The organism is Haloechinothrix sp. LS1_15 (assembly GCF_033042135.1).
Lineage (GTDB): Bacteria > Actinomycetota > Actinomycetes > Mycobacteriales > Pseudonocardiaceae > Haloechinothrix.
The window spans coordinates 31,829-53,046 of record NZ_WBXM01000001.1; the positions used below are offsets into that span (position 1 = coordinate 31,829).

Here is a 21,218-nt window from a genome sequence, read left to right on the forward strand (position 1 = left end):
AAACGGGGTCCGTTACGGGGCAGCGGCGCGCTGCAGGGCGTGCGTGGCTTCCTCCAGGTCGTCCACCACCGAAGCCGCTACCGGGTGACCGTTGCCCGTCATCCAGTTGGCGAGCATGCGGTGCCCGTACTGGGTGAGCACCGACTCGGGGTGGAACTGCACCCCTTCCAGCGGCAGCTCGCGATGGCGCATGCCCATCACGATGCCCGACCCGGTCCTGGCAGTCACCTCGAACTCGTCCAGCGGGATGGTGTCGGCGAGCACGGTCAACGAGTGGTACCGCGTGGCCGTGAACGGCGAGGGCAGCCCAGCGAGCACGCCGGCACCCTCGTGATACACCTCACTGGTCTTGCCGTGCAGCAGCTCGGAGGCGCGCTCCACGGTCGCGCCCCACACCGCCCCGATCGCCTGGTGGCCGAGACAGACACCGAGGACAGGGATGCGCTGCCGCGCGCATTCCCGGACCGCCACCATGCTCTGCCCCGCACGGTCCGGGGTTCCCGGCCCGGGGGAGACCAGCACCCCGTCGTAGTGACCAAGGCTGTCGAGCTCGACCACGTCGTTGCGCTGCACGGTGCACTCGGCACCGAGCTGGGCAAGATACTGGACAAGGTTGTAGACGAAGCTGTCGTAGTTATCGACCACGAGCACGCGCATACGTCCAGCGTAACCACCGGTACGCTATTCGCGCGCCCGCATCGTGTGCCGGATCAAAAAAGGAGTCATGCCCATGCCTCGCGCCAGGGAACGCAACGCCACGTACGACGTCGTCGTGTTCGGCGCCACCGGTTTCACCGGCGCCCTGGTGGCCGAATACCTCGCGAGCAACGCCCCGCAGGGATGCTCCTGGGCCATCGCAGGTCGCAACCAGGAGAAGCTGGAGTCGGTGCGGGCGAGACTCGCGGCGATCAACCCGGCGTGCGAGCAGCTCCCGCTGCTGCACGCCGACACCAGCGATCCCGAGTCGCTGCGCAAGCTCGCCAGCAGCACCTCGGTGGTGGCCACCACGGTCGGGCCGTACCTGTTCTACGGTGAACCGCTGGTCGCCGCCTGCGCCGAGGCAGGCGCCGACTACGTCGACCTCACCGGCGAACCCGAGTTCGTCGACCGCATGTACCTCCGGCACCACGAAAGCGCGGTAGCCAGCGGAGCCCGCATCGTGCACGCCTGCGGCTTCGACTCGATACCGCACGACCTCGGGGCGTACTTCACCGTCTCGCAGCTGCCCAGCGACCGGCCAATCCGGCTGGAGGGGTTCGTGCGCGCAGGCGGGCGGCCCTCCGGCGGCACCCTGGCCACCGCGCTGGAGGTGATGTCGCGGCCGAAGCAGACCAGCGCCGCGGCCCGCGAACGCAAGGCACGCGAGCCGCAGGCGCCCGGCAGGCGCGTCCGCTCGGTTGCAGGCAAGCCGCGCTTCGACCGCGTCGCCCGTGCCTGGGTGCTACCGCTACCCACCCTGGATCCCATGATCGTCACGCGCTCGGCCCGCGCGCTGGAGCAGTACGGACCGGATTTCCGCTACAGCCACTACGCCGCCGTCAAGCGGCTCCCGGTTGCGATCGGCGGCATGGCGGGCGCGGGCGCGCTCGCCGCGCTCGCCCAGATCCCACCGGCGCGCAGGCGGCTGGCCTCGCTCCGCTCGCCGGGGGAGGGTCCCAGCGAGCAGCAGCGCGCCCAGGGGTGGTTCACGGTGCGCTTCCACGGTGTCGCGGGCAACCGGGAAGTGGTGACCGAGGTCTCCGGTAGTGACCCCGGCTACGGCGAGACGTCGGTGATGCTGGCCGAGTCAGCGCTGGCACTCGCCTTCGACGACCTGCCGGAGACTGCCGGCCAGGTGACTACCGCCGAGGCCATGGGAGACGCGCTGATCGACCGGCTCCGTCGCACCGGCATCACGTTCACCGTGCTCGACGGCGCCCCGGACCACCCGCCGAGCAGGCGGCGGTAGGTGAGGAGGGCCGGTGCGAACTGTCCAGCCGGGGTTGGTTCGGCAGATCCCGATCGATGCTCGCGCAGGACACGACGAACACCAGGGCATTGGGGGATGGCGCAGGCGAACTCGGTGCCCACGGCAACCGGGAGGCGCACCCCCACTTGCTCGTGGCCGATCTGAGGGTTGACGTCGACCCACAAGACCTGCCACAGGTTGGCCTGCGGCATCAGTCGCCGATCTCTACATCGGTCTCGGCCAGCACTTCGGCCGCAGCCTGATACCCGTAGCTCCGCTCGTTGCTCATGCGGCGCAGCGCGCGCCGCAGTCGTGGTCAGGCTGGACGAGCAACCCGCTACTTCCCGTGACCGGGTCACAGCACGACGGCAGCTGGGTGTTCTTCTTCCGTCCAGCCCATGACGGAGAACGGGACTCCACGAAGGTAGGCGTCGATCCCGGCGGCCGGGTAGCCGATGAGGTCACCGGGCAGGCTCCGAACCTCGAACCAACCTATCCCCGAGCACTTCGCTGGCTCACGATTCGACGGCTCGCCGATCCAGCGGGTTGTGGCGAAGAACAGGCCGAGGCGGGGTTCGGGGCCGGAGCCGTTGACGTGGATGGTGTGGACGTGGGTGAGGGCCCGGGGGTCGATGAGCACGCCGACTTCTTCTTCGGCCTCGCGGGCGGCAGCGCTGAGCACGTCTTCGCCCGCGTCGAGTTTGCCGGATGGGAGGTGCCACATTCCGTTGAATGCCCCGCCACGCCTCTTGGTGAGTAGCAGTTCGGTATCGCGAACCAGCAGCACGTGGACGTCGACGAGATGGCGGTCGGGCACGGCCGTAGCTTACGCGGCAGCTTCCTGACCGCTGGGATCTCGGGGGATTCGGTGATCCGCTCCGCGATCACGCCCACGATGTGCTCCGGTTCCGCGCTCGTAGTGTCGATCGTCGCCACGGCGGGGCCCCGAGCTGAGGCAGGTAGGACGCTGAGTGTGAACCTGGTAGCCGAGGATTCACAGGTATGGGCCAAGCAGGCTGACGAGGGTGGTCTTGCCCGAACCCACCTTGCCGTCGATCGTGACGAGGAGGTTGGGGTTGATGCTGGTCACGCGGAGACCTTCCGTTCGTACTGTTCGCGGCTGAGGGCGATGAGGGTGCGGCGTACGTGGTCAACGGACGCTTCGGAGAGCTGGATATTGACCGAGAAGTTGAACTCGTCGCGCTCCCGCATCGCGGCCTCCTCACCACTGCTGGTGAGATCGACGGCCGTGTAGTTGAGCAACTGATCAGCGGTATAGCGCCCGGTGTTCATCAGCCGCGCCCAGTCCGGTGTGCCGGGATATGGTCGGTACTCGAACGCGGAGGCGCGAAAGGTGCCTGGCTGGCTGCCGGCGATGGCCCACAGGTCGCGGACCAAGCGGACAGTCTGGTGGATCTCATCTTCGGTCTCGGTGGGAAAGCCGAGGATGAAGTAGCCCTTGACGTTGATGCGGCCGGTGGCATCCCACTTGGCCCACTCTCCGACCCGCTCGGTCGTGAACGCCTCCATCATCGTCGCGATGACGCGCTTGGCTCCGAGGAGCAGATCATCCACAAACCGGAACGCGGTGACTCCGGATCCGCGAAACTGGTCCATCTCGGCGACGATGTTGTCCGCAACTCGGGTACGGATGCAGATATCCGGGTTCGCCGAGACCGCCGCGCGGCTGGGTAGGCAGACCGTGCTGTCCCGGGCATGCCCCCGAGCCTGCACGCGTTGCTCTACGAACCGGCGCTGCGGGTTCCTGTCGGTGGACCGGGCGTGCTGGCCGCGCAGCTGCGGCACCTGGTGGAGATGGCGCAGCGGCCCCGCATCACCGTGCAGGTGGTGCCGCTGGCGACTGGGCCGCACCCCGGGCTGGAGGGCCCGTTCATGATCATGGAGTTCGAGTCCGACCCGACACTCATCTACCTGGAGAACCGGGTGCAGAGCACCTTCCTGGAGGAGGAGCCGCATATCGAGCGCTATAGGCTGGCATGGGAGCGTATCAGCGCCAAGGCGCTGCCGCCCCAGCGCTCAACCGAGCTGATCGCCGAGTTCGCCCGGCGAGTGGACGCGGCTGAGAAGCCGTGAGCCCCCGGGCGGCGCTCGGCCCCGGCCGTACCGGACCAGACCGGAGGTGCATGCATGGTCGCGGCGGACTTCACCGCAGCCCAGTGGCGGACGAGCAGCTACAGCAGCGACGCCGGTCACTGCGTCGAGGTCGCGCTCACCGACCACGCCGTGGGCGTGCGGGACTCCAAAGCTCCCGCGAGCGGCGCGCTGGTGCTGCCGACACGCGCCTGGCGCGGCTTCCTCGACGCCCTCCGCTGAGCACCAGCCGCCACACCCCGCGAGGGCTCACACGGCGACCTGGTTGAACGGCAGCATGGGCTCCAGCCAGGGAAAGATCACCAGCATGAGCAGCGCGATCACGGCCGCGATCAGCAGTACGGCGATCAGCGCGCGCAGCGGAGTCGGTCCCGGCAGGTGCCGCCAGATCCAGGCGTACATCAGGCCTCCCCGATATGGTCGAGCAGCCGGTGGTAGTCACCGTTCACCTGGTTCTTCGGGATCTGCTGGGTCAGCACCCCGTGGATGATCAGGCGCTCCCGGTCGGAGAACTGCGGGTGACAGGTGGTCAGCGTGATCAGTGCCGCCTGGTCGATCCGCGAGAGCGTGTCCTGCGGCCGGTACGGCACCGGCGCGACCGCGTCGGCGCGATCCGGCGTGACGATCTTCCGGCCGATGGTGTCGCCGTACGGCTCGTTGTCTCCCACGCTGCGCAGTGACGGCACGCCCGCGCACTCCGGCCGCCCGTCCCGAACCACGTCCCAATCGCCGACCTCGTCGGCCAGCGGCAGCACCCGATACACGAAGAAGTCCCGGTCCGTCTCGATCACCATGGCATCGCACGAGACCAGCTCGTCGAGGGCGTTGAACGGCGCGCCCTGGCCGTTGCGGTGCCCGGCGACGGCGAAGTTGCCCGGTTCACCCGGCTGCGCGGTCTGCGGGTAGTGGCCCGGCCCTATTTCGAGGGCGTCGGCGTCCACGCCCGACTGGATGGTGTAGCGGTAGTCCTCGCCCAGGGCGGGAATGTAGATCCTCGCGAACGCTTCGCCAGGCAGCACGCTGGTGCCCTGCCCAGGCCCCGGGTCCTCCTGCCACCGCTCGGTCAACGCCTCGTCGGACTCGCTCTGCAATTGAGCGGACGTCCAGTTGGTCACGTACAGTGCGTAGAACACGAACAGCAAGACCACGATCCCCGCCGTGACCAGGAGTTCGCCGAACGTCCTGACCACGAGATAGCCTGCACCGCGCCCGCCGTCGGTGCCGGGCTCCTGGCGCTGGGACACGCTCACTCCTCTCGCAGGCGGACCTGATCGCACATCCTAGTGCGCCCCGTACCCCACTCCTGGAACGCCCGTTGTTGCGTTAACGTAGAGGTGTACCCGCCGGGTACCGCCTCCCTGCCAACACCCGTCCCGGCGGGCCGCCGCGGCAGGAAGGCACCTGAGGAACACAAGCACAGAAGCCGCCGACGACAGCCGACTGCGCGAGGACCACCGATGCCCAAGTCCAAGGTGCGCAAGAAGACCGCGTACACCCCTGGAACCGACAGGAAGACACCGGTAGCGGCTCGGGCGCAGGGGCCGACACACCCGGTCTACAAGGCCGTGATGTTCGGCCTCATGCTGCTCGGCCTGGTGTGGTTGATCGTCAATTACCTCGCGGGCCGCGAGATCCCACTCATGGCGGAGCTCGGCAACTGGAACTTCGCCATCGGCTTCGCGTTGATGATCACCGGCTTGCTCATGACGATGCGCTGGCGCTAGTCTCCGCGCAACCCGCACACCGCGAGGGGCAATCAAATCTTACTCACACCGGTGTAACTCTTCCCCACTTGTGGATAACTCTGTGGACGGTTCCCTTTCCGCAGGCAGCGAGCGCCTGACCTGGGCGCCGAAGCCCGCGATGGTCGCGCTCAGCGGAGTCGTGGCGCTGCTCGCCGCGACCGCCGCCACCTGGTTCGCGCTGGCAGGCGACCCACCTGGTGCGGTGCTGTTCGGGGTGATCGCCGTGTTCTTCGGGGGCACCACCCTGCACGGCACGGTGATCCGGCCCCGGCTACTGGCCGAACCCAGTGGAGTCACGGTACGCACCCTCGGGGGCCAGTACCGGGCGCCGTGGCGCCGGGTGCAGTGCCGGGTCGCGACCACGCGGCGTTTCGGGCGCAACGTGCGCACGCTGGAGATCGACATCGCCGCCGACACCGTTGCCGACGACGACGAGCTCGTGGTGTTCGGCGAGCTGGAGCTCGGCGCCGACCCGCACGAAGTGCTCGAAGAGCTCGAACAGCGGCGCGCCTGACCCAGGCAAGCGACGACCCCGGCTACCCCTGGTCTCCCGCTGTCCCGGCCGCCTGCCTGGCAGCGGCGATGACGTCGGCCACCGGCGTGCCGGTGCGCTCGGCCAGCTCGGCGGCATCGGCGTACTCGGGCTGCACCGTCACCACCCGGTCGGCGACGAAACCCCGCTTTACCCGGACCGTGCCACCCGCAACCGGCACCTCGATCCGGTCGCGCTCCAGCGCGCGGCGCGTCAGCTGCTGCACCCGCACGCCGAGGCTGGGGGTGTGCTCGAACACCTCGCGGCAGATGCGGTCCACCTCCCCAGGCGGAACCAGCGCCGTCAGCACCTGCCCCGGCCGTCCCTTGCGCATCAGCGCGGGCGTGGTCCACGCATCCACGGCACCGGACGAGCGGAGCCGTTCCAGCAGATCCGGCCAGATCCGGGGGTCCATGTCGTCCACCGTCGTCTCCACCTGATACAGCGACTCCTCCCGCCAATGCCCCGCACCAGCGGCGCTGGACTCACCGAGCAGCACCCGCAGCAGGTTCGGGTGGCTGTCCGGGTCGGCCGTGCCCGCACCCACCCCGATCGCGCGCGGTGTGCACTCAGGCGGCGGCCCCCACCGCGCGGCCAGCGTGGTGAGCAGCGCTGCCCCCGTAGGTGTGCACAGCTCCATCTCGGCAGGGTGAGCGGCCAGTGGCGCCGCCGCCCCGGTAAGCAGCTCCAACACGGCAGGCGGCGGTACCGTCATACGACCGTGCGCCCCCCGCACGACCCCCGAGCCGACCGCGACCGGACTGACCACCGCGTTGACCAGCGCCTGGTTCTGCTGGCTCTGCTGGGCCAGCAACCCGAGATCGTGCAGCGCCAGTGCGCACCCCACCACGTCCGCGATCGCGTCCAGCGCCCCCACCTCGTGAAAATGCACCCGGTCGACCGTCACGCCATGCACCCGGGCCTCAGCCTCGCCGAGCCGGGTGAAAGCCTCGCAGGCGAATCGGGTGACCGGTTCCGGCAACTCCGCCGCACGGATCACCGCTGTCACATCCGGCAGGCCACGATGCACGTGGCTCTCCGATGCGTCGACGGTCACGTAGGTGGCACGGAAGCCCCGTCTGCGCACCGGCTGCACGCCGAGCTCAACCGGCTCCACCCGTAACCGGGACAGCCCCGCGCGCACCGTATCCGCGTCCGCTCCCGCGTCGAGCAGCGCCGCAAGCAGCATGTCGCCAGCCGCCCCGTTGCCCGCGTCGATCCACAGGACCCTCTCCCGGGCCGTTGCCGAGCCGGTCATCGCACCTCCTCGCCCACGGCCTCGCCGGGCGCGCCCGCCGCTGCCGCGCTGCCGCGTGCGATACGGGCAGCGGCGACGCCGGCGCCGAAGCCGTTGTCCACGTTCACCGTGACCACCCCTGGCGCGCAGCTGTTGAGCGTCGCCAGCCACGCCGTCAGCCCTTCCATGTGCCAGCCGTAGCCGACGCTGGTCGGTACCGCGATCACCACGGCGCCGGTGAGCCCGCCGACCACAGACGGCAGCGCAGCCTCCATCCCGGCGACGGCCACCACGACGTCCGCGGCGTCGATCTCGTCCTTGCAGGCGAGCAACCGGTGCAGGCCTGCCACACCCGCATCCACGACCTCCACGGGTTCGGCGCCGAACACCCGGACGGTGGTTACGCACTCCCGCACCACGGGAAGGTCCGCGGTGCCCGCGCCGATCACGGTGACCCGACCCCGACCCGGCGGTGGCTCGCCGAGCACGGCCACCCGGGCCGTGGCGTCCACCTCCACCCCGGGCAGCTCCTCCCGACACCGTGCCAGCGCCTCGTCGGACAGCCTGGTGGCCAGGATGGCGCTGTCCGGATGGGCACGGCGCAGCTCCCGCAGCGAGGTGACCACCTGGTGCGAGGTCTTCCCGGTGCCGAACACCACCTCGGGATCACCGGTACGGGCCCTGCGCTGGGTATCCAGCTGGGCGAACTCGATGTTGGTGACCGCCGGGGTGTCCGGGTACGGTTCGGTCATCGGCACCTCCGTCGAAATGGGAGCTCCTCAGTGGACTCTATGTCGCCTGCGGCCAAGCTGACAGCAACCCTCCGCGACTACGGGCCGACGCTGGTGGCGTTCTCGGGGGGAGTCGACTCCAGCGTTGTGCTCGCAGCCGCCGCCCGCGCGCTCGCCGCCGACGCCGCAGCCGTCACCGCGGTGTCGCCCTCGCTGCCCGAGGCCGAGCTGGCATCGGCGAGACAGTTCTGCACCCGGATCGGCGTCACGCATCACACCGTGACGACCAGTGAGTTGGACGTGCCCGGTTACCGGGAGAACGGCTCGCAGCGCTGCTACTTCTGCAAGCAGACGCTGATGGCGGCGGCAACCCGGCTGGCAGATGAGCGGGGCTACACCACGATCGCGACCGGCACCAATGCCTCCGATGTCGCGGAGGGTTTCCGGCCGGGCATCCGCGCGGCCACCGAGGGCGGAGCCCGGACCCCCCTCGCCGACCTCGACCTGGACAAGGCGGCGGTCCGCGCGATCGCGGCGGAGTGGGGACTGCCGACCAGTGACAAACCCGCATCCGCGTGCCTGTCCAGCCGCATCGCCTACGGGCTGACCATCACGCCAGCCCGACTGGCCCGTGTCGAGCGCGCGGAGTCCGCCGCCCGCGCGCTGCTCGCCGAGCACGGCGTGCGCAACCTGCGGGTTCGCGATCTCGGCGACGCGGTGCGGCTGGAGGTCGACGCCGAGGCGGTGGCGGTGGCGCGCGACCATCACGCGCTGCGCACCGCGATCCGCGAGGCGGGTTTCGAAGACCTGCCGCTGGTGGTAGAGCCGTTCCGCTCCGGCTCCATGAACGAGCTGCTGCACCGTTAACGGTCTAGCAGGCACGCTCACCCCCGTACCGCCGCTCACCCCCGCCGCCAGGCGCGGGATCCGTCGGTACGGGCCAGCGGGCGGCTGGCCTCCCAGATGCGGCGCCAGCTCGCGGCAGGTGGACCGGTCGGCAGCGAGAGCTCACCACGCGCCTGCGCGCGCAGCGAGCCGTACCAACCCATAGTGTCCTCGGCCCAGAGCCGGGCGATCGAGTCAGCCATCCGCGCGTTGAACGACCGGGCGTCCTCCCTCTCCTCCGGCCGCAGCGGCGAGCCGTACCGCACCACCACGCGTGGCCTGCCAGGGATGGGCCAATTCCTACCTCGTGGCATCGCGGCGTACGTGCCACGCAACGCAACCGGTACCGCGGGCACCGCCCTGCTGATGCACAGCTGGGCCGCGCCGAGCCGCAGTGGCGACATCCACCCGTCGTCGCTGCGAGTGCCTTCCGGGAACAGCAGTAGGTTCCACCCGTTGTCCACCAGCCGGGGGGCGAGACTGCGCAGCCTGCGGGAGCTGTACCGCTCCACAGGGAACGCGTTGAACACCAGCGCGGTCAACCCGGCGCGCCATCGGGCGTCGAAGAAGTAGTCGGAGGCCGCGCCCACTGCCAGCCACTCGGCCAGTCGCGGCGGCAGCGAGCCAAGGATCAGCGGGGTGTCCAGGTGGCTGCTGTGGTTGGCGACGAACACCACCGGACCCGTCAACCCCGCCAGCCGGTCGAGCCCGTCGATCTGCGGGCGCGTCTGCTGCCACACCAGCGGGGTCAGCACGGTCCGCTGGATCGCGCGGCGCGTCGAGCGAGCGGCAGGGGTCCGCGCCCAGCTGGTGGGGAACTCCCCCGGCCGCTCGTGGTTCTGGTGCTCCACCGCCGACTTGGGGGTGCGGGAGCGGCCACGCCAGTCACGTCCCCGAGCGAGCAGCCGCGCTTCACCGATCAGTCCCATCCGCTGCCTCCCTCCTGTCCCGGTACCTCGCTGCCGTTACCGCACATCGGCCATCGTCATAGGCGGCGCGTGCAGGTAGTTGATGCTGGGACTGCGGCCCACCCGCTCACTGGCGATCTCCAGCGCGTCGTCGAGTGTGGACGCCGTGCGGAAACCCATCACCGAGGTCGTGTGCCGGTCACCGCCGACGAAGATGACCTCGCCGAGGTGTTCCAGCGCATGCGCCCCCCAGTACCACATGTAGAAGGGGTGCACCCCGTGGTAGGCGTAGCTGTTGCGGTACAGGTGGATATACCACGGGTCGGTCGCGAACTGCTCCTCGTACTTGGCCTCGATCGCGGCCGGATCGGTGGTTTCCGCCAGCACCTCCTCGAAGAAGTCGATGTAGCTGGGGTGGTGAACGGGATGGAACTCGTTGCGCACCGGGTGGTAGTAGATCGCCACCCCGCCGGGGCGCACGATCGGCTGCCCGCGGTACATGTTGAAGAAGTAGCCGAGCCCGAGGGACATCACCAGGATCGGGTTCATGATCGAGTTCACGTTGTACGGGCAGATGTAGGGAAGGCCGAAGATCCCGACATCGGCTGGGCCATCCACTTCGGTCAGCTGCTGCCGGTGGACGTTGCGTAGCGTCACGTCGTGTACCTCGGCCGGATCGCCCGCGGTGACCGAGGTGACGCCGTACGGAGCGACGGTGCGGTGCCACAACCACCTGCGCCGCTTCGCGGGAACCAGGTCGTTGCCCCGTTTCGCCGCGAGGTACGCGGTCTGGTCCCGCAGCGTCCACTCCCACTCACGCTTGGTGAGAAATCCGAGCTGGGACGGGAAGGTGTCGTTGTTCAGCGTCGTCTCGATCTGGAAGATCTTGAGGTTGTCGCCGAGCACCCCAGCCATGCGGTGGTAGGAATGGTGCATCGCCGAGTTCGGTGGGTCGTTGAACGAGCGCGAGTGCCGCAGCGTGTGCACGTTGTGGTGATGTAGCAGGCTGCGGTACGACGCCAGGCCAACCGACACCGACTTCGGCCCGCCGTTCATGGCGGTCAGCGTGATGTTGACGTAGACGATCAGGTCGCTCTCCGCGGCCCGGCGATTGATCTCGATGACCTCCCCGTGCCGGGTGTGACCCACCTCGACGAGATTGTCGCGATCCTCCGCGTCGTGATTGCGCAGATGGTCCGGGAAGAACGAGCGGAACACCCGGTCGCCGACAATGTGCTTGAGCTCGTCCGGCGTCATCCGCCGGTGCAGCGCGTTCGCCGCGAGCAGCTCGACATCGTCGACGTCCGCGGCGGCCGCCATCTCCAACACGTGCTCGATGATGCGCTGCCGGACATCCGGCGCGGCCATCGGAGGCAGCGGCAACGAGAGGTCGTCGAACACGATCGTCAACCGCATGCCCGGCCACAACAGCTCCGGTAACGGTTCACTGCCGAGCGGATAGGTGAGCGCCTCGTGGATGCTGCCGTCCAGATCCTCCAACGGCGGCAGCGACTCCGGCGGGTAAATCACCCGGCTCCCCAGCGGAAGCCGCTCCAGCCGGAAGCCCTCACCCTCGTGCACCAGCAACGCCGGCGTACGGTCGTCTACTTCGAGCACGAATCCTGGCCTGCTCACCCGCGCTCCCTACTGTCGTTGCCGTCTGTGCAAGTCGGTCACGGTCAATCCCGGTTCGGGTCGAAAGCCACTTTCACGGTGCCGAGCCTCCCGGCGTCGCTGGCGTGCCCGACAGCGTCACGCCAACGTGACAGCGGGTAGACCGCATCCGTGTACCCCCGGACCGCAGGAACCTGCGCAAGCGACAACGCGTCGGCGAAGTCCTCTGCGGTCGAGGCATAGGCGCCCACCAGGCTCAACTCGCGGAACCATGCCGGTGTCAGGTCCACCTCGCGGTTCGGCATACCGGAAAGCACCACCGTGCCGCCCGCACTCGCCACGCGCAGCGCGGTGTCCAATCCGGAGCCGCCGGTGCACTCGAACACCACCTCGGCCCCGCCGAGCAGGAACTCCGACCCACGGTCCGGGGTGGCGAGGAAACCACCCGTGGTGCGTCGCAACGCGCGCGCAGCGCGGTCAGGCGAGAGCACCTCCGTCGCACCGAGCTCGCGCGCCCGCTCCCGCTGGTGGCCGTACCGGGCCACAACGGACACCGGCCCTGCAGGGGTGAGCTCACGCAACGCCAGCAGGGTCAGCAAACCGACGGTGCCTGCCCCCACGATCAACACGCCCGCGCCCTCAATGATCGGCGCGCGGCGCACCGAACGCACCGCGCACGCCAGCGGCTCGACCAGCACCGCCTCCCGATCGTCGAGCCCGTCCGGCACCGGGTGCAGCTGGCTGCGGTGCGCCACCAGCATGCGGCTCCACCCGCCACCGGTACCGCCCGTGCCGCCACAGAAGCCGGTCTGCATACCTGGCGGGATCGCACCGGCCGTGACGCGATCACAGCGATTGTGCGCTCCCGAAGCGCACCCCTCGCACGGCTCGACGTCGCGGGGAACGCAGCCAAGTACCGGGTCGATCACCACCCTGGTACCGCGCGGCAGGTCGTCCAGCTCGTCGAGGGTCTCGCCCACCACCTCGTGTCCCGGCGTGAACGGCATCGTCACCAGCGCGGACAGATACGGGGAGCTCCGCCCGGTCAGCAACCCCATATCGGAGCCGCAGATGCCGGACAGCAGCGGCCGTACCCGGGTCCAGTCGCCTGCGGGCCTGCGCGGTTCGGGACGGTTGAGCAGCCGCAACGGCGACAGGTTGGCCGCGAGCACACCGGCGGCGCGGCCACCGATGGCCGACCCGGTCGCCGTGCGGCTGGTCATGTACCGCACCGGCGAGCGGTGATACTCCAGGGTCAGGATCATCCGACCGCCTCCACGAAGGAGTCGGCCGCGCTCAGCGAGTGCCGGGACCACGACACCACGGGCCAGTGGTTGGCCCTGGCATGCCGGTAGAGCTGCGGGTCGGGGTTCACCGCCACCGGGTGACCCACCGCTTCCAACAGCGGCCGGTCCGAGTAGCTGTCGCCGTAGGCGTACGACCGGCCGAGCTCGACGCCCGCGTTCTCGGCGTAATGGCGCAGCCAGGCCGCGCGTGCCTCCCCCACCAGCGGCGGCGAGTCGAGGAAACCCGAGTAGCGGCCGCCTCTGGCGTGCATGCGGCTGGCGACGACCTCGTCGAACAGCGGGGCCAGCGGCTCAACCAGCACATCGACGGCACCGGTGATCAACACCGTGCGGTGCCCCGCGGCGCGGTGCTTGCGGATCCGGCGCAGCGCCTGCGGGAACGCCCTGCGCAGCAGCGCGTCACCGAGGCGGTCGGTAACCAGCCGCCGCAACCCGGACTCGTCGACCTCGGCGTAACGGCGCAGGAAGGTCCGCAGGAACTCGCCCCGGTCGCGCCGCTCCGCGGCGAGGTAGCGGGGCAACGCCCTGGCCAGGTCGGCCAGTTCGGTCAGCCACGCCGAACGCGGCAGGTCAGCGAGCCTGGCGAGCAGGTAGGTCTCGATCATGTTGGAGGCCACCAGGGTGCCCTCCATGTCGAATACCGCCAACGTCTCGCCCACCGCGGACTCCGTAGGCTCCGGCAACGCGGAACCGGTGCGCGCCCGGCGTGTGCCGTCCCGCCTGCGAATCGTCTCGGTGATCGCCGGGAAGTGCACCCGCTGCAGGTAGTGTGGCCAGTCAATGACGGCGGGATCGAAGCCGTGCTCGGCCACCCGCTCGGGAGGCAGAGACCGGTGCAACGCCAGCAGCCGAGCGTCGGTATAGATCACCTCGGTCTCGGTGTAGACGCCGTAGATGTCGGCGTAGTACCTGAGGAAGTCGAGCGTGTCGCGCTCGCGGGTGAGGTCGTCCTGCCAGCGCCGGGTGCGTACCCCGCCGGGTGCGGCCAGCAATGCCCGCTGTGCCGCCGACAGCACCCGGTCCCCGGTGCGCAGCATCCGCTCCACGCGGCGGGCCCCAGGGAACTCCCACGACGGCACCTTCACCTGACCCCGGTCGCCGTCCGGCATCGGGTGGTTGGTGAAGTACTCGCGGACGTTGTCGTACGTCTCGCGAAACGTCAGCGGGTTCCGCGAACCGGAACCCGCATGGTAATAGGCGGGCTGGTCGCCAGGCGGGTTCGCCGCCACTGCCAGGATCGCGTTGACAACCAGGTCGACCGGGATCAGGTCGAGCACGCCGTCCGGCAGGCCGGGAAACTCGCGGAGCGTGCCCCTGCCGAACGCGACGATCAGCGGATCGGCCATCTTGAAGCCGTCGATCCAGCCGGGATACGGGTAGCGAAGCGCGCTCTCCACGATCGCGGGCCGCAGCACCGACAGCGGCAGCGCGCCGGTGAGCTTCTCCTCGGCCACACGCTCGCCGAGCGCCTTGGTGAAGGTGTATACATCGGGCCAACCGAGCGTGCGGGCACGAAGCCTGCCGCGCTCGACGAGCTGCTCGCCGACCCAGTCGCGGCGCCATCGTTCGGAGGCCTCGGCTGCCGACTGCGGGCCGGACTTGCCGTGCTCGCGCTGCCCCTCGTCCAGCGCACGGCGCAGCAAGTCGGGATGCCGCGACTCAGCCTCCACCTCCTCCCTGGCTGCGGTGGCGTGGGCCAGCTCGGTGCGCCAGTCCACATCGTGGTCCAGCGAGCGCTCCGGCACCGTGCCGCGCCGGGAACCCGCGACGTAGGCGGTGGACACGTGCACCACGTGCGGGGCGGACGGCAGGCGCCGCAGCGCCTCGTACAGCAGGCCCACCCCCGTCACGTTGGTGGCGAACGCGTCGTCGATGGGCGGATCGAAGGAGACCGTTCCCGCAGCGTGTACCGCGGTCGTGAGGTCGTCCGGCAGCGCGAGCTCCTCTCCTGAGTCCAGGCTGCCCTCCACCACGGCGACGCGTTCGGCCACCTCGGCACGCAGGCCCGCCTCACCCCAGCGGGCGCGCAGCCGGGAGAAGACCGGTTTGCGGAGCAGTTTGTCCAGCCGGTCGGCGCCGGTGGCGCTACCCTTGGCGCGCAGCAGCAGGGTCATCCGCGTGTTCGGGTAGCTTTCCAGGATCCGCGCGAGCAACGCCTGCCCCAGGAACCCGGTGCCACCGGTCAGTAGGACATGGGCACCCGCGAGCGGCTCCGTGTGATCGGGCTCAGCAGCATCATGCGGCACGATTCATCAGCCTGGCACGCTGATCGCCAAGGCTCAACCGCCACAGGGAGACCCAGAGGGTTGAACGTGGCTTCGGTTCCATAGAGGGCGCTGAACGTCACGTTCAGCCCCAACCCTCCCACTGCAGGGCGAACCACAGCCGCATGCGGATCTCGGGATCGCCAAGATCGGCCTCGAGGACGCGCTCCACCTGACGGATGCGGTGGCGGACGCTGTTGCGGTGCACGCCGAGGGCGGCCGCGGTGCGGTCCCAGTTCCCGTGCTGCGCCAGCCAGGCCCGTAGCGTGCCAACCAGCAGTCCGTGGCCGCGCTCGGCGTCGGCGCGGTGCAGCGGTGCCAGCATGCGGTGCGCGAAATCCCTCGCCGCCTCCGGTGCGACCACCCCGGCCAACCCGCTGTCCTGCCCAGCCGTCACCGGCCTGCCGACCGACTGCGCGCGCTGCAGCAGGGCGGCCAACTCGGCACGCGCACCGTGCAGTTCGCCCGCGAAACGTGCACTGCCGACCACCGCGAGCCAGCCCGCCTCGAGCAGGTCGGCCAGCTGCTCCGCGTCCGGTGCCGGGGCGGTGATCGCGGTGAACTCCGGCCCGCTGCCCACAGCCACCAGCGGGGTGTCCAGCCGCGAGCGCAGCCAGTCGTAACCGGCTTCGACCTCGCGCGGACCGTTGCCGTGTGGCGCACCGGCGACTACGCGGTAGGGGCCCGGGGGCAGCAACCGGCCCAGCACCGGCCCGCTGGCCCCAGCCTCCCCTGCCGGTTCACCCGCAGTGCCAGCAGCACCACCGGCTGGGCTGCCGAGCAGCCAGGACGTGGCTGCCTGGCCGAGCCGGGCTGCGTCCGCGCTGGCGCGCCCCACCAGCCCGAGCAGGGCCGCCGCGGCATCGGCGATGTTCCTGTCCACGGTGCCGAGCCGATGCGGCGTCCCGATCACCAGCATGTGCACCGCGCTCGCTTGCGGGTAGACCGGCTGGGCGAGCACGGCCGTGCCGGACGGCAGTTCCGTGGTGGCGCTACGGATACCCCTGCCGCCGCGGAGCTTGCCGAGCAGCACGCGCACCTCGGCGGGCAGCGGCCAGGGCACGCGGTGTTCGGCGAGCACCGCATCCCCCGGACCGACCAGCGCGGCCCAGCCGCCGACCCGCTCGGCGAGGCCGCGGGTCACTTCCCCCGGCCCGTCCACGGCCTGCTTGGTCAGCGCTTCGCGCGCCGCGGTCAGCCGCTGCTGCTCGCGCTGGTGCGCATCAGCGAGGGCCACCGCGACAGCCCTACTGATCGCCAGGAACGGGGTAGCAGGCTGTACCACGAGCAGCGGCAGCCGGTGCCGCACGCAGGCATGCCGCAGCGGCTCCGGCAGCTCCTCATGCATCGGCGGAGTGATGCCGAACCCGAGTGCGGTGATCCCGGCGGCTCGCAGATCACGCACGTAGCCGTCCACCGCCTCCTGCTCGTCCGGCAGGTTGACACCCGCCGTCAGCAGCAGCTCCTCACCGAGCAGGTACGGCGCGGGGTCGCGCAGCTCGCTCACGTGCGCCCAGCGGACCGGGAGCTCGAGCGCACCCGGCCGCAACGTCTCCGCGACCACCTCGACGGCGAGATCCGGATGCTCAGAGACGGTGCGTAACGGGACGGTGACCTCGCCGGTAGCCACCCCTTGCGTTTTGGCCATTTCTGCCGAAGATTACAAGGAACTGGGCCAGAATATCCAATTCTCCGCCGACTGCGAGCGACCGTAGGGTGACGCCAATACCAAGCACCCTCCCAGGGAGGAGGACGGCATGCCCTTCGATATCTCCGTGATCGCGCTGTACCTCGGCGGGATGGTCGCGCTCGGCTGGTACAGCCTGCGCCTGACCAAGACCAAGAAGGACTACCTGGTGGCAGGCAGGCGACTGGGCCCGATCATGTACTCCGGCACCATGGCAGCTGTCGTACTCGGCGGCGCGTCCACCATCGGCGGCGTGGCGCTCGGCTACAGCCACGGGATCTCCGGGGCATGGCTGGTGCTGACCATCGGGACCGGCATTCTGCTGCTGCACGCGCTGTTCGCACGGCGTCTTGTCCGGCTGCGCGTCTACACCGTCTCCGAGATGCTCAACCTCCGCTACGGCGGCTCCACGTCCGCGATCTCCGGGGTGGTGATGTGGGGGTACACGTTGATGCTGGCGGTGACCTCGACGCTGGCATTCGCGACGGTGTTCTCGGTACTGCTCGACATGCCGAGCGCGCTCGGCATCGCCATCGGCGGCGGCGTAGTGGTGGCCTACTCGGCGCTGGGCGGAATGTGGTCGATCACCCTGACCGACATGACCCAGTTCGTGATCACCACGCTGGGCTTTCTTGTGATCCTGCTGCCGGTGTCGATCACCGCGGCAGGCGGGTTCGGCGAGATGCGTGCCTCACTGGATGCCAGCTACTTCCAGATCGACAGCATCGGCGGCGGCACCATCGCCACCTACGCCCTGATCTACGGATTCGGGCTGCTGATTGGCCAGGACATCTGGCAGCGGGTGTTCACCGCGCGGTCGGCGAAGACCGCCACCGTGGGCGGCATCGGCTCCGGAATCTACTGCCTCGGCTACGCGCTGGCCGGCGCGCTCATCGGTACCGCGGCCAGAACGCTGTACCCGAACCTGGACAACCCCGACAACGCCTTCGCCACCATCGTGGAGGATCTGCTGCCGGCCGGGCTCAGGGGACTGGTGCTCGCCGCCGCGCTGTCCGCACTGATGTCCACCGCCAGCGGCGCGCTCATCGCGTGTTCCACGGTGAGCACGAACGACATCCTCGAGCTGTTCCGGCGCCGCGGTGGCGCCCGCCGAGCCGGGAACCAGCAACCGCACGAAGGTAACGGCAGCGAGGTGCGCACCAACCGTGCCGCCACGCTCATCCTCGGACTCGCCGCGATCGGCATCGCCATGGTGGTCGATGATGTGGTCACCGCGCTCACCATCGCGTACAACATCCTCGTTGGCGGGCTGCTCGTGGCGATCCTGGGGGCGCTGCTGTGGAAGCGCGGCACGCGTCAGGGCGCTCTAGTATCGATGGTGGTCGGCACCGTCGTGGTGCTGGGCTCGATGATCACCGAAGGTCTGGATGCCAACGAGCCGATCTACTACGGCCTGGCCGCCAGCCTGATCGCCTATGTCACCGTCAGCCTGCTCACCCCGCCGACCCCGGAGCCGGTGTTGCGGGCGTGGCAGCGGCGACTGCGCGGGCAGCAGGATCACAACCGGCGGTCCGCAGTCGACGATCCGATCGAGGCCGCCAACACCGCGCACACCAGAAGGGAGCAGCAGTGACGGGACCAGCGGACCACCCGGCCCCACAAGGGCCGATCGACTCCTCGGCCGTTCCCCGATTCGCCGGGATCGCCACCTTCGCACGGCTACCCCGCGCCGAGGACGTGGCGCACGATGGCATTGCTACCGACGTCGCCGTGGTCGGCGCGCCGTTCGACACCGGTGTCTCCTACCGGCCAGGTGCACGATTCGGACCGTCCGCGGTCCGAGAGGCCAGCAGGCTGCTACGGCCATACCACCCGGCCATGCGGGTGTCGCCGTTCGCGAACCAGCAGGTCGCCGACGCCGGTGACGTCGCCATGAACCCGTACGACATCGGCGAGGCGGTGGCCACCCTCGAAGGTGCGGCTGACCGGTTCGCGACCGAGGGAACCACGCTGGTCACCATTGGTGGCGATCACACCATCGCGCTGCCGCTGCTGCGCTCGGTGGCCAAGCAGCACGGCCCGGTGGCGCTGCTGCACTTCGATGCCCACCTCGACACCTGGGACACCTACTTCGGCCAGCCGTACACCCACGGAACCCCGTTCCGCCGGGCCGTGGAGGAGGGCGTGCTCGACACCACGGCGCTGACCCACGTCGGCATCCGCGGGCCACTGTACGGGCCGTTCGACCTCGAGTCCGACGAGCGGCTCGGCTTCGGCATCGTGACCTCTTCGGATGTGCTGCGGCGTGGAGTGGACGAGATCGCGGCCACCATCGCCGGCCGGGTGGGTAACCGGCCGCTGTACATCTCGATCGACATCGACGTGTTGGATCCCGCCCACGCGCCGGGAACCGGCACGCCAGAGGCAGGCGGCATGACCAGCAGGGAACTGCTGGAGATCCTGCGCGGGCTGCGGGGCTGCAACCTGGTCGGCGCCGATGTCGTCGAGGTCGCTCCTGCCTACGATCACGCCGAGATCACGGCGCTGGCCGCGGCACATGTGGCCTACGACCTGGTGTGCCTGCTGGCCTCGCGCGGCGACCGGTACGCAGCGGGGAGCCATGAACAGCGCGAACGCTAGCCGGATCGGCGGCGATCTCGTCGTCGAGTCGCTACGGGCGCTCGGCGCGGACACCGCCTTCGGACTTCCTGGCCAGCACGCCCTCGGCCTGTTCGAGTCGCTGCGCCGTACCCCACAGATGCGGCTGCTCGGCGGCCGGGTGGAGAACAACCTGGCGTTCGCCGCTGATGGCTTCGCCCGCGCCCGCCTGGCCGCGCGTGCCACGGACCGGGACTGCCCGGTGCCTGTCACCCCGCTGCTGGTCTCCACCGGCCCCGGTGCCCTGCTGACGTTGCCCGCGCTACAGGAGTCGATGGCAGCGTCGGTACCGGTGCTGGGAATCTCCAGCCAGGTGCCGCTGGACGGGCTGGGCGGCGCCCGCCGCGGCTACCTGCACGAGCTGCCCGACCAGCAGGCGAGCTTCCGTGACGTGGTCAAGGGAACCTGGCTGGTCAGGCATACCGCGCAGATCCCCAGCGCGGTCCGTGCCGCTTGGGAGTCCGCGGCGAGCCCGCCGTACGGCCCCGTGTGGCTGGAGATCCCGCAGGACGTGCTGCTCGCTCCGGCGAGCCTGCCGCCGGTTACCTCGCTACGGGCCGATCCCGGTCGGCTGGCGCCGCTGCCCGAGCTCATCGAGGCCGCGGCCGAGCTGCTGGCCCGCGCGAAGCGACCGGTGATCCTGGCCGGTGGCGGCGTGCTGCGCAGCGGTGCGCAGGCCGAGCTCCGGTCGGTGGCCGAAGCGCTGCGGGCGCCGGTGCTGACCACGTTCGGCGGCAAGGGTGCCTTCGGCTGGAACGACCCGCTCTCCGCGCAGTCCTGGCTGGAGGACGGCCACACCACCGAGTACCTGGAGGCGGCGGATGTGCTGCTGGTGGTCGGGTCCGGGCTCGGCGAGCTGTCCAGCAACTACCACAGCTTCGCCCCGCGCGGCCGGGTCATCCACATCGAGGCCGATGCCGCCACACTCGGCGCGGCGCACCCGTCGCTCGGTATCCACGCCGATGCCGCCGCCGCACTGGCCGCGCTGTACCAGCTACTTCCGTCCCACCAACCCGATGGCGAGGCGGAGCGCTCAGCCGTCGAGCTGCTGCGGCTGGTCGACGCGAGGCTCGCCGAGCAGGACCTGGAGCGCGAGCGATCGCTGCTTGCCGACGTACGCGCCGCGCTGCCGGAAGGAACGCCGAGTTACTGGGATATGACCATTCTCGGGTACTGGGCGTGGTCGGCGTGGAATCCGGACAGCGCGCCGATCCATACCGCACAGGGCACCGGCGGGCTCGGCTACGGCCTTCCCGCGGCGCTGGGTGCGGCCGCACACGCGGGTGGCGTGCTTGCCGTCTCCGGCGACGGCGGCGCGGCATACGGGGTGGCGGAGCTGGCCACCGCGGTGGAGTATCAGCTCGATGTCACCTGGCTGATCATCGACGACGGCGGTTACGGGATCCTCCGCGAGTACCAGACCGCCACGTTCGGCCACACCACGGCCACCGAGCTGGCGCGCCCTGACTTCGCGGCACTGGCCCGCTCGTTCGGGGTGCCCGCCACGGTAGCCAGCCTGGCCTCGATCCGCGATGACCTCGGCGCTGCGCTGCGCTCGCCGGGACCGTCGGTAGTGGTCCTGCCCGCCGAGCTCCGGATGTTCGAGCCCAGCTCGCCGCGCCGCTAGCC

The 21,218-nt window shown here is 70.0% G+C and carries 21 protein-coding genes; 9 read left to right on the forward strand and 12 right to left on the reverse strand.

Annotated elements, in window-relative coordinates; all coding sequences use genetic code 11:
- Positions 1–12: 12 nt before the first annotated feature.
- Entirely contained in the window at positions 13–657 is a 645-nt protein-coding gene (locus F8178_RS00160) for an aminodeoxychorismate/anthranilate synthase component II (RefSeq protein ID WP_317492508.1), read from the reverse strand.
- Positions 658–730: 73 nt separating this feature from the next.
- Here F8178_RS00160 and F8178_RS00165 point away from each other — a divergent pair, with 73 nt between their 5' ends.
- Entirely contained in the window at positions 731–1,948 is a 1,218-nt protein-coding gene (locus F8178_RS00165; protein ID WP_317493034.1) for a saccharopine dehydrogenase NADP-binding domain-containing protein, read from the forward strand.
- Positions 1,949–2,303: 355 nt separating this feature from the next.
- Here the strand turns inward: F8178_RS00165 and F8178_RS00170 are convergent, their stop codons facing one another.
- Positions 2,304–2,765, reverse strand: coding sequence for an NUDIX domain-containing protein (locus F8178_RS00170; RefSeq protein WP_317492509.1), 462 nt, complete (start codon positions 2,763–2,765; stop codon positions 2,304–2,306).
- Between the two features lie 269 nt (positions 2,766–3,034).
- Positions 3,035–3,565 (reverse strand): hypothetical protein, encoded by a 531-nt coding sequence (locus F8178_RS00175; protein ID WP_317492510.1) that lies wholly within the window; start codon positions 3,563–3,565, stop codon positions 3,035–3,037.
- A 99-nt stretch (positions 3,566–3,664) separates the two neighbouring features.
- On the opposite strand from F8178_RS00175, the gene F8178_RS00180 reads away from it, so the two are divergent.
- Together F8178_RS00180 and F8178_RS00185 are read left to right on the forward strand one after the other, a co-directional pair.
- Positions 3,665–4,042, forward strand: a complete 378-nt coding sequence (locus F8178_RS00180; protein WP_317492511.1) for a DUF5753 domain-containing protein — start codon at positions 3,665–3,667, stop codon at positions 4,040–4,042.
- 54 nt (positions 4,043–4,096) lie between these two features.
- The gene (locus F8178_RS00185; protein WP_317492512.1) at positions 4,097–4,282 is read left to right on the forward strand and encodes a DUF397 domain-containing protein; all 186 of its coding nucleotides are present in this window, start codon (positions 4,097–4,099) and stop codon (positions 4,280–4,282) included.
- Positions 4,283–4,309: 27 nt separating this feature from the next.
- Here the strand turns inward: F8178_RS00185 and F8178_RS00190 are convergent, their stop codons facing one another.
- Positions 4,310–4,462 (reverse strand): hypothetical protein, encoded by a 153-nt coding sequence (locus tag F8178_RS00190; protein WP_317492513.1) that lies wholly within the window; start codon positions 4,460–4,462, stop codon positions 4,310–4,312.
- The gene (locus F8178_RS00195) at positions 4,462–5,304 is read right to left on the reverse strand and encodes a class E sortase (protein WP_317492514.1); all 843 of its coding nucleotides are present in this window, start codon (positions 5,302–5,304) and stop codon (positions 4,462–4,464) included. Before F8178_RS00195 ends, F8178_RS00190 begins: the two co-directional genes overlap by 1 nt.
- A 213-nt stretch (positions 5,305–5,517) precedes the next feature.
- Here F8178_RS00195 and crgA point away from each other — a divergent pair, with 213 nt between their 5' ends.
- Positions 5,518–5,784 carry a cell division protein CrgA gene (gene crgA, locus F8178_RS00200; RefSeq protein WP_317492515.1) on the forward strand — a complete coding sequence of 89 codons (267 nt, stop codon included), beginning with the start codon at positions 5,518–5,520 and terminating at the stop codon, positions 5,782–5,784.
- An 82-nt stretch (positions 5,785–5,866) separates the two neighbouring features.
- Positions 5,867–6,319 (forward strand): PH domain-containing protein, encoded by a 453-nt coding sequence (locus F8178_RS00205; RefSeq protein WP_317492516.1) that lies wholly within the window; start codon positions 5,867–5,869, stop codon positions 6,317–6,319.
- Positions 6,320–6,341: 22 nt separating this feature from the next.
- On the opposite strand, the gene larC is transcribed toward F8178_RS00205, so the two are convergent.
- Together larC and larB are read right to left on the reverse strand one after the other, a co-directional pair.
- Positions 6,342–7,595, reverse strand: a complete 1,254-nt coding sequence (gene larC, locus F8178_RS00210) for a nickel pincer cofactor biosynthesis protein LarC (RefSeq protein WP_317492517.1) — start codon at positions 7,593–7,595, stop codon at positions 6,342–6,344.
- The gene (larB, locus tag F8178_RS00215; protein ID WP_317492518.1) at positions 7,592–8,326 is read right to left on the reverse strand and encodes a nickel pincer cofactor biosynthesis protein LarB; all 735 of its coding nucleotides are present in this window, start codon (positions 8,324–8,326) and stop codon (positions 7,592–7,594) included. The genes larC and larB overlap by 4 nt, the downstream gene beginning before the upstream one ends.
- A 39-nt stretch (positions 8,327–8,365) precedes the next feature.
- Between larB and larE the strand changes: the two genes are divergently transcribed.
- Complete coding sequence (gene larE, locus F8178_RS00220) at positions 8,366–9,172, forward strand: ATP-dependent sacrificial sulfur transferase LarE (RefSeq protein ID WP_317493035.1); 807 nt, start codon at positions 8,366–8,368, stop codon at positions 9,170–9,172.
- A gap of 35 nt (positions 9,173–9,207) precedes the next feature.
- Here larE and F8178_RS00225 read toward each other — a convergent pair whose 3' ends face one another.
- The 5 genes from F8178_RS00225 to F8178_RS00245 all read right to left on the reverse strand — a co-directional run bounded on the left by F8178_RS00225 (position 9,208) and on the right by F8178_RS00245 (position 16,931).
- A complete protein-coding gene (locus tag F8178_RS00225) occupies positions 9,208–10,119 on the reverse strand; it encodes a lysophospholipid acyltransferase family protein (RefSeq protein ID WP_317492519.1) in 912 nt (303 codons plus the stop codon).
- Positions 10,120–10,155: 36 nt separating this feature from the next.
- Positions 10,156–11,733, reverse strand: coding sequence for a lactate racemase domain-containing protein (locus tag F8178_RS00230; protein ID WP_317492520.1), 1,578 nt, complete (start codon positions 11,731–11,733; stop codon positions 10,156–10,158).
- Between the two features lie 44 nt (positions 11,734–11,777).
- Positions 11,778–12,977: a zinc-binding dehydrogenase gene (locus tag F8178_RS00235; RefSeq protein ID WP_317492521.1), complete on the reverse strand. Its 1,200-nt coding sequence runs from the start codon at positions 12,975–12,977 to the stop codon at positions 11,778–11,780.
- Positions 12,974–15,265: an HAD-IB family hydrolase gene (locus F8178_RS00240; protein WP_317492522.1), complete on the reverse strand. Its 2,292-nt coding sequence runs from the start codon at positions 15,263–15,265 to the stop codon at positions 12,974–12,976. The genes F8178_RS00235 and F8178_RS00240 overlap by 4 nt, the downstream gene beginning before the upstream one ends.
- Positions 15,266–15,368: 103 nt before the next feature.
- Positions 15,369–16,931, reverse strand: coding sequence for a PucR family transcriptional regulator (locus F8178_RS00245; protein WP_317492523.1), 1,563 nt, complete (start codon positions 16,929–16,931; stop codon positions 15,369–15,371).
- Between the two features lie 109 nt (positions 16,932–17,040).
- Here F8178_RS00245 and F8178_RS00250 point away from each other — a divergent pair, with 109 nt between their 5' ends.
- From F8178_RS00250 to F8178_RS00260, 3 genes are read left to right on the forward strand one after another with little or no spacing between them, the layout of a single operon-like run.
- Positions 17,041–18,564 (forward strand): sodium:solute symporter, encoded by a 1,524-nt coding sequence (locus F8178_RS00250; protein WP_317492524.1) that lies wholly within the window; start codon positions 17,041–17,043, stop codon positions 18,562–18,564.
- The gene (gene speB, locus F8178_RS00255; protein ID WP_317492525.1) at positions 18,561–19,571 is read left to right on the forward strand and encodes an agmatinase; all 1,011 of its coding nucleotides are present in this window, start codon (positions 18,561–18,563) and stop codon (positions 19,569–19,571) included. Before F8178_RS00250 ends, speB begins: the two co-directional genes overlap by 4 nt.
- Positions 19,552–21,216, forward strand: a complete 1,665-nt coding sequence (locus F8178_RS00260) for a thiamine pyrophosphate-binding protein (protein WP_317492526.1) — start codon at positions 19,552–19,554, stop codon at positions 21,214–21,216. Before speB ends, F8178_RS00260 begins: the two co-directional genes overlap by 20 nt.
- Positions 21,217–21,218 lie beyond the last annotated feature (2 nt).